The organism is Deltaproteobacteria bacterium (assembly GCA_012522415.1).
Taxonomy (GTDB): domain Bacteria; phylum Desulfobacterota; class Syntrophia; order Syntrophales; family JAAYKM01; genus JAAYKM01.
This window is the reverse complement of sequence record JAAYKM010000042.1, coordinates 40,751-47,101: the sequence shown is the minus strand read 5'-3', so window position 1 is coordinate 47,101 and position 6,351 is coordinate 40,751. Positions and strand designations below refer to the sequence as shown.

The window sequence follows — 6,351 nt, the reverse complement described above, 5'->3', positions numbered from 1 at the left end:
TGTTGAACAGAATGCTTTTCGACGGAATGGCGACGGCTCGTTTGAGATCACCGCGCAGGATTTCGTTGTCGCCACACTTGGGCAGGAACAAGTCAAGTGCGGAGGCCCCGTCGATCTGCCGGTTTTCCAGCAAGAGCGCCAGCATCTTCAACAGGTGAGATTTACCGGACCCGAAGAAGCCGGAAACCCAAACGCCATTGGCACCTTCATAGTTGTTGTAGGCGTCCAGAAAGGACTCAAGCCGCTTCTCGACTTCGTTGGTCAGAACGTATTCTTCAATCTCGAGGCGAAGGCTGGCTTCATCGTCAGCTTTGATGACCCCTTCAATCGGGCGATCAACTGGCTTGTTAAAAATGGTCTTAAGAGTCATCACGCTTCCCTCGTTTATGCTTCGCAGTGAAAGATGTTGAATGCCCGGTAGTACTTGTCGTCATGCAGCCTTCCAAAGAGATCGAGCGATGCTCCGGACTCCAGGGAGTGGGTGTAGGCTCCCGGGAAAAACATGACGGTCGGCTTTTCTTTCGCCGTACTCTGCAAATTGTTCAAAACGTTGTGCGAGCGGATGTAGGGGAACACCTCGCCAACACCGGACAAAAAAAGAACCTCGAAATCGGTGCTTGCCAATTTGGCTGCAATGGCCGGAACGAGATGCGCTTCGGAGTCCAGTACGCCTTGCAACAGTTCTTTCAGTTCCTCTTTTGACACTGTATGCTCAATTTCCAGAACCTGCTCCCAGATGCCACGCTCTTTGAGAATTTCAATCGAAAGATCATACAGATTGACTTCAAGAACCTGAACACCTGCCTGCTCAAGGCGATTGACAAGCTGGCGCTGAAGTCGCTCCATTTCAACGTATTCTTCCAGCCTGTAGGGGCATATAAAAAACGGTACCTCATTACCAAGCCCCTGTTTGTTTAGAAAACGCTGACTTGAGATCACAGCAAAGAGATGCTGAAATCTATCCTGCATTGGCATCTTAGCTATATCAGTTATCAAAGCTTTATCCCTTCCACATCGGATTCAAATACAGGGAAGTGCAAAATATCCCTGCGGCTGCCTTGTTGGATCAGGCCCAGCAGTCTCGGACTGAGCATGGCAGCTTGTATCATGTTGTTGGCCGTTAGAAGATCAGCCTCACGAAGTATCTTGAACAGGACCTGCCGCAATTTGCCTCGTGTCGCCGGGGTGATCTCATCCAGTTCCAAATGCCACTCGGATTTCCGGTTGAAGAAGGAATCAAAATCCTCGTGAGTCAGATCACTTTTCAATGTGATGTAGCGCTCTCGCAGCACTTCGACGGCAAAATCAGCAATGAATCTGTACCGGCGGCAAACGGCAAGCCACAGGAGATAAGCCTGCTCTTGGTGGCTGCCCTTAACAAAGAATTCAAGTTCGCCTGGGCTCAACGTCCTGAGTCGAGAGATGACCTCGCGGCAGACTCTTTTGAGCGTATTCAATGTTCTGGTCTGCAGTAAATTTTCTGCGACGACCTTGTCCCGAACAGAGTTCCAGTCGCCAAGATCAAGATACAGCGCGGCCAGTTCCACCGATTCAAGGTGAAATAGACTGCCCGTTGTAAATGACATGCTGTATCTATCGTTACTCATTCTTGGTCAGGATTCCTTTTTATAATGTTCTGCCGCGCCACCGGCCTTCACCCACTCGTCGACCTCGTCTTTCTTGAACTTCCAAAGACGGCCCATGCGATGGGCGGGCAACGTGTGCTTGTCGATCCAGCGGTAAACGGTGTCACTGCTGACACCGAGGTATCTGCCTATCTCTTCTACTGACAACCAGCGATCTTCCATCTCGGTCATATCTCCAACTCCTCAAGGGCGATTGGTTCTCTTTCCACCCCAAAGACGTAACGGGAATGCTGTGCACAGCTTCCTCAAATAAAATATCGTCTAACATACTTTAGGCAGGGGCCGATTGTCAAACGCTTTGGTCCGGATAAGGCCGCAAAAATCGGCTCACGGCGTAACCACTGGCCACTGGCGACTCTCTCTGCGCAAGGCGGGCATGGCAAATAGGTACAGGCTGGTATCGAGGTGCGCCCGCACAGCACCGCCACCATCACCCGCTGGTACATGCTGTGCCCGCCGGGCCGGAAGCCTTCCAGTCGGTCGATGGGCGGCAGGTCGCGTCGCGGGTCGGTGAAGGTCACCAGTTCCCCATGGATCAGATCCCAATCGCCGGTCGGTCGTCCGAAGTGCGGCGTGCCGATCTCCTTCTGTCTGCGGGTGTCGGCCAGCAAATCGGTGGTGCCCCGGGCCACCACGATGTCTTCCTTCACCTCCTTGACCTTGTCCTCGACGTTGAACCTGTCCGTCGGTGCCGTGGGTTTCGACATTGACGTAGAACGGGACCATCAGACCGCTTTTCAAGTCCATCTTGTTGACCATGCCTCGGACCTGTTCGAGTATCCGCTGGTCCGGCATCACCTGGTCCGGCATCACCATTTTAGAGATGGAAGGCGTCGGGAGGAGCAGAATTGGATTGGCAGAGAATTGTTCAGGCCGGGATATGCAAAGCCTCCTCACTTGTCACGATGTGTAGAGGCTTTGCACCGAGTCAGCGCCATGGGCCTGAAGCAGGCCAGCTCAGAGATTTAGGGTTGTCTTGTGATAGCAGGGTCGTGAGTGGTGCAAGGAAATCCTCCACCACAGATACGACATCCTTGAGGGATTCGGGTACATGGTCTTGTTGAAGCCTCTTATGGAAAGCCGACCACTGAATCTGCTTGGCATCGATGAAAGGCTGTTCGAACGCTTCTATTCTCGGAAGAAGCGAAGTTCCTCTTTTCTGGAAGGTCAGACGAATTGTCTCGGCCAATTTGATCCCATCGAAATCGAACCCTGATCCCTTCGTAATCGGCATCTTCGGTAAATCCGTTCGGACTGGATCGATTCGGGATCAAAAGTGAGCCCATCGGGCTCCACATCCACGGCCATGACCTCCCTAATCTGAGCGACAATACTGGCTTCCTCGTTACTGGTTCTTCCCAGCATATCGATATCCATTGTTGGCCGGAATTCCGGTGAACGCCAAACCCTCAACATCAAAGCGCCTTTGAGGATGAAACGGTTCGCATGCTCTGACTGGGACAGGCGGAACAGAAACCGTTCCATGGCATAGTACTGGAGGAGTTCGTTGAACGGCCTTTTATCGTTTTTGGCGCGATTGAGAAGGCGTTGCTGGACAGATGCGGGGATATTCTTCGGGGATTTCATATGCTCGCCTCCAGATAGGGATGCATCACCTTTTCAACACGGCAGACTTTCGCGTATTTGAGCAGTGCCTCGAGATTGAATTGCTTGCGGGCTTTGTAGAGTTTCAGTGCCTCCAGTACCACATCCATGCCGATCTTGTTCCGAAATTTGAAACAATCGGCAAGCGTCTTTTCCGGACTGTAGATTTTGACGGGCACTTCGTCGATTTGGTGCTCTTCTATACCTGCACGGAATGCCAGGTCAGAGAACCGGTGAACACTGAGTGGCGGATAACCCAGGGACGGTTGGCGTGATTCCCTTGGAACGGCCACGGAAACACTGTGCGGAATCTGTGTGGTGATTTCGTGATATGCCAGTGCCGATACGAGGCAGATGACTGCATTTGGGAAGCGCAGTCCGACCGTTACCAGGTCGGGATTGCTGATGGGAGGAAGTTCCACCAGGCGGTACACCCCCCTGCTGACTTGCTCTATTACCCCTTTATCCCTAAGAGCATAGAGCATGTAACGGCTGATCCCGCGCTCAATAGCCTCGCTCATTCGTAGTTGGCCACCACATGAACGGAAAATATCTTCTGGCTTTTTCTGCATCTTTGGCTCCAGACAAATTGACTCCACTTATTCACAAGTGGTAACAATATGTCTGATTACGACCAAAAAATCAAGGGGAATCCCGAATCAGATAAAAATCGGATTGGTGAGCAGGGGCTTGAGCGATGACCTAAGACAACTGCCCAAAATGGCAATCAGCCGCAAAGCCATATCAATCAAGGATGCAGCTTTCCGGACGAACTTCGGACTTCGTCCGGAAGAAACAGAGAATCAGGGGCCAAACACAGAATGAAAGGCGGGATGGTGGGTAGAATCGATGGTGCTGAGAGGTGCTTTGAAAAGATATGAAACGGGCACAAACCCTTTAGAAACAAGGGGAAAAAGAAAACCCGTCACCCCGGAGAATGACCCCAGAGAGACGAGTCTGTCTTTTCTAATTGGTGGAGGCGGCGGGAGTCGAACCCGCGTCCGAAAATATTCCACTGCAGTTTCTACGTGCGTATCCTCTGGTTTAATCTCGCCTTTTCAAACCTCCCAGAGTCAGGATGTAAGGAAGGCCAGCCCGTAAGATTTCACCCCTTTACCCCCGGGCCTGGGTAAAGCGGCAATCCTGCCTGTTTGACGCCCTCATCCGACCCGACAGGCGAAGCCGGGAGAACGTTAGCCGTCTTACGCGGCTAAGGCGTAATCGTAGTTGTCTGCGATTATATTTATCCTACCTGTTTAACGAGGCCTGTAGGAACCTCGGCACGCTTCTACAGCTTCAACTATCCCCGTCGAAACCGTGACGCCCCCAAATTGAGAAAGACCTTGACATGTAAACGGAATATAGTGCCTTCTTCGGGCAAAGTCAAGGCGCAGCCAGAAAGCACAGGCTCCGAACCTTGTCGTTTCAAGGAGTATGATCGACGAAAAATCCCGCGTGAAAAGCCTACGCCAGGATTTCTCCCTTCGGTCGCAATGACAAAGGTGGAAAAGGATACCGGATTGTTTTAAGACGGGGTGGTTAATCCCGGTGGCGGAAACGCGGTGTCTCTCCCGCGCTCACCGACCATTTACGATCCGCGTTACTCCCGCTTACGGAAGTGCCGTTCGATATCCCTTTGATCCTCCCTGCGCTTGAGGTCTTCCCGCTTGTCGAAGAGTTTTTTGCCTCGGGCCAAACCGATTTCGACCTTGATTTTCCCGTTTTTGAAGTACATTTTCGTTGGGATCAGGGAAAAGCCCTTTTCCCGGGTCCGGCCATAGAGCCGCTTGATCTCCCGTTTATGCAACAGAAGCTTGCGCGGCCGGAGCGGATCATGGTTGTAGCGGTTTCCGTGTGTGTAGGGACTGATGTGAAGGTCGTGGAGGAACACCTCCTCATTGTTGACCTGGGCGTAGCTGTCCTTGAGGTTTGACCGGCCTGCACGCAAAGACTTCACCTCGGTGCCGACGAGAACGATACCCGCCTCGAAGGTCTCGGAAATATCATAATTGACCCGCGCCATCTTATTCCGGGCGACGATCTTGACGGGTGAATCCTTCCTCGTCACTTTTATCCTTTTCTGTTCCGCCTATTTGGCGGCCTTGACATATTTTTTGGGAAGATAATCCATCTTGACATGGGTCATCGCCCGAAGGATGTTGTCCCGGACCTTCCGGTTGTCCTTTTCCATCCCGTTCAACAGGTTTTTCACATAAAGCCGCTTTGAATCGTCATTTGAGGGACAGAGATTCTGGAAGACGGGCAAGCCTCTTTCCGCGGCGTATTTTTTGATCACGCCCTCCCGAAGAAAACTCAGGGGCCGGATGATGTGCATCTTCCCCCCGAAAACGGACTGGACGGGCATCATGGTGCTGATTTCACGGCCGTAAAACAGGTTGATCAACAGCGTCTCGACGATGTCGTCCCGGTGGTGCGCCAGGGCGATCTTGTTGCATCCTTTTTCCGCGGCGATTTCAAAAATCCGCTTCCGCCGGAGACGCGAGCAAAGAAAACAGGGGTTTTTCCGGTTGTAATCGCTCTGCGCCAGGGGACCGATGTCGCTTTTCTCGATCGTGTAATCGCAGCCTCTCTCTTCGAAATGGGTTTTCAGGGCATCATGGCATCCATAGGCCGGATCAAAGCCCATATCGATGTGCACCGCCGCCAGGGAAAAGGAAGGCACGAAGAGCATGGGCGTAGCGAGCAGGTCCAGCAACACCATGCTGTCCTTCCCGCCCGAAACGCCGACGAGGACCCGATCCCCTTCCGCTATCATGCCGTACTCCATGACAGCTTTTTCCAGCCATTTTTTCAGGTGCAGAAACAGTTTCGATCTCGCAGGTTTTTCCATCCGTCCGGCTCCGATTGCAGGGCGCCCATCCTATGCGAAATCCTCTTTTATGGCAAGTCCTTTACCTGATCGATACGCGAGAAGTACGACGCCTACATTCGGCATTATCAAGGGGATGAGGGTAACGTTTTCAGGGAAAGGGTCTTCAACCCGATAGCCGGTAAGTCAGATGGTGTAGTGACTTTGTGAAAGTGGACCCAAAAGACGATGGGGATTTAGAAGCGATTTCTAAACCCCCATAATCATTAT

The 6,351-nt window shown here is 52.2% G+C and carries 8 protein-coding genes, 1 other RNA gene and 2 pseudogenes; 1 reads left to right on the top strand and 10 read right to left on the bottom strand.

Annotated features, from left to right (window positions below; genetic code table 11):
* From GX147_03890 to GX147_03870, 5 genes and pseudogenes are all read right to left on the bottom strand, one after another.
* Positions 1 to 370 (bottom strand): BREX system P-loop protein BrxC (locus GX147_03890; GenBank protein ID NLN59841.1); only part of this gene is annotated, 370 nt, incomplete at its 3' end.
* Between the two features lie 14 nt (positions 371 to 384).
* Positions 385 to 975, bottom strand: coding sequence for a DUF1788 domain-containing protein (locus tag GX147_03885; protein NLN59840.1), 591 nt, complete (start codon positions 973 to 975; stop codon positions 385 to 387).
* A 17-nt stretch (positions 976 to 992) separates the two neighbouring features.
* Complete coding sequence (locus GX147_03880) at positions 993 to 1,607, bottom strand: DUF1819 family protein (GenBank protein NLN59839.1); 615 nt, start codon at positions 1,605 to 1,607, stop codon at positions 993 to 995.
* A 6-nt stretch (positions 1,608 to 1,613) separates the two neighbouring features.
* On the bottom strand, positions 1,614 to 1,817 hold the full coding sequence (locus GX147_03875; GenBank protein NLN59838.1) for a helix-turn-helix domain-containing protein: 204 nt from the start codon (positions 1,815 to 1,817) through the stop codon (positions 1,614 to 1,616).
* Positions 1,818 to 1,981: 164 nt separating this feature from the next.
* A pseudogene (locus GX147_03870) lies at positions 1,982 to 2,299 on the bottom strand (gamma-glutamylcyclotransferase).
* Between GX147_03870 and GX147_03865 the strand changes: the two are divergent.
* Positions 2,283 to 2,615, top strand: coding sequence for a hypothetical protein (locus tag GX147_03865; protein NLN59837.1), 333 nt, complete (start codon positions 2,283 to 2,285; stop codon positions 2,613 to 2,615). The pseudogene GX147_03870 and the gene GX147_03865 sit on opposite strands and share 17 nt — an antisense overlap.
* Here the strand turns inward: GX147_03865 and GX147_03860 are convergent.
* The 5 genes and pseudogenes from GX147_03860 to GX147_03840 all read right to left on the bottom strand — a co-directional run bounded on the left by GX147_03860 (position 2,575) and on the right by GX147_03840 (position 6,102).
* Positions 2,575 to 3,233 (bottom strand): annotated as a pseudogene (locus tag GX147_03860) (nucleotidyl transferase AbiEii/AbiGii toxin family protein). The gene GX147_03865 and the pseudogene GX147_03860 overlap by 41 nt on opposite strands.
* Positions 3,230 to 3,823, bottom strand: a complete 594-nt coding sequence (locus tag GX147_03855) for a transcriptional regulator (protein ID NLN59836.1) — start codon at positions 3,821 to 3,823, stop codon at positions 3,230 to 3,232. Before GX147_03855 ends, GX147_03860 begins: the two are co-directional and overlap by 4 nt.
* Positions 3,824 to 4,222: 399 nt before the next feature.
* Positions 4,223 to 4,579: a transfer-messenger RNA gene (ssrA, locus tag GX147_03850) on the bottom strand.
* A 272-nt stretch (positions 4,580 to 4,851) separates the two neighbouring features.
* Complete coding sequence (gene smpB / locus GX147_03845; protein NLN59835.1) at positions 4,852 to 5,319, bottom strand: SsrA-binding protein SmpB; 468 nt, start codon at positions 5,317 to 5,319, stop codon at positions 4,852 to 4,854.
* 21 nt (positions 5,320 to 5,340) lie between these two features.
* Positions 5,341 to 6,102: a tRNA 2-thiocytidine(32) synthetase TtcA gene (locus GX147_03840; protein ID NLN59834.1), complete on the bottom strand. Its 762-nt coding sequence runs from the start codon at positions 6,100 to 6,102 to the stop codon at positions 5,341 to 5,343.
* Positions 6,103 to 6,351 lie beyond the last annotated feature (249 nt).

Excerpts from the sequence above, each read along its gene's own strand:
- GX147_03855 (NLN59836.1), bottom strand. The coding sequence starts at position 3,823 with ATGCAGAAAAAGCCAGAAGATATTTTCCGTTCATGTGGTGGCCAACTA.
- GX147_03875 (NLN59838.1), bottom strand. The coding sequence starts at position 1,817 with ATGACCGAGATGGAAGATCGCTGGTTGTCAGTAGAAGAGATAGGCAGA.
- GX147_03840 (NLN59834.1), bottom strand. The coding sequence starts at position 6,102 with ATGGAAAAACCTGCGAGATCGAAACTGTTTCTGCACCTGAAAAAATGG.
- GX147_03885 (NLN59840.1), bottom strand. The coding sequence starts at position 975 with ATGCCAATGCAGGATAGATTTCAGCATCTCTTTGCTGTGATCTCAAGT.
- GX147_03865 (NLN59837.1), top strand. The coding sequence starts at position 2,283 with ATGTCTTCCTTCACCTCCTTGACCTTGTCCTCGACGTTGAACCTGTCC.
- GX147_03880 (NLN59839.1), bottom strand. The coding sequence starts at position 1,607 with ATGAGTAACGATAGATACAGCATGTCATTTACAACGGGCAGTCTATTT.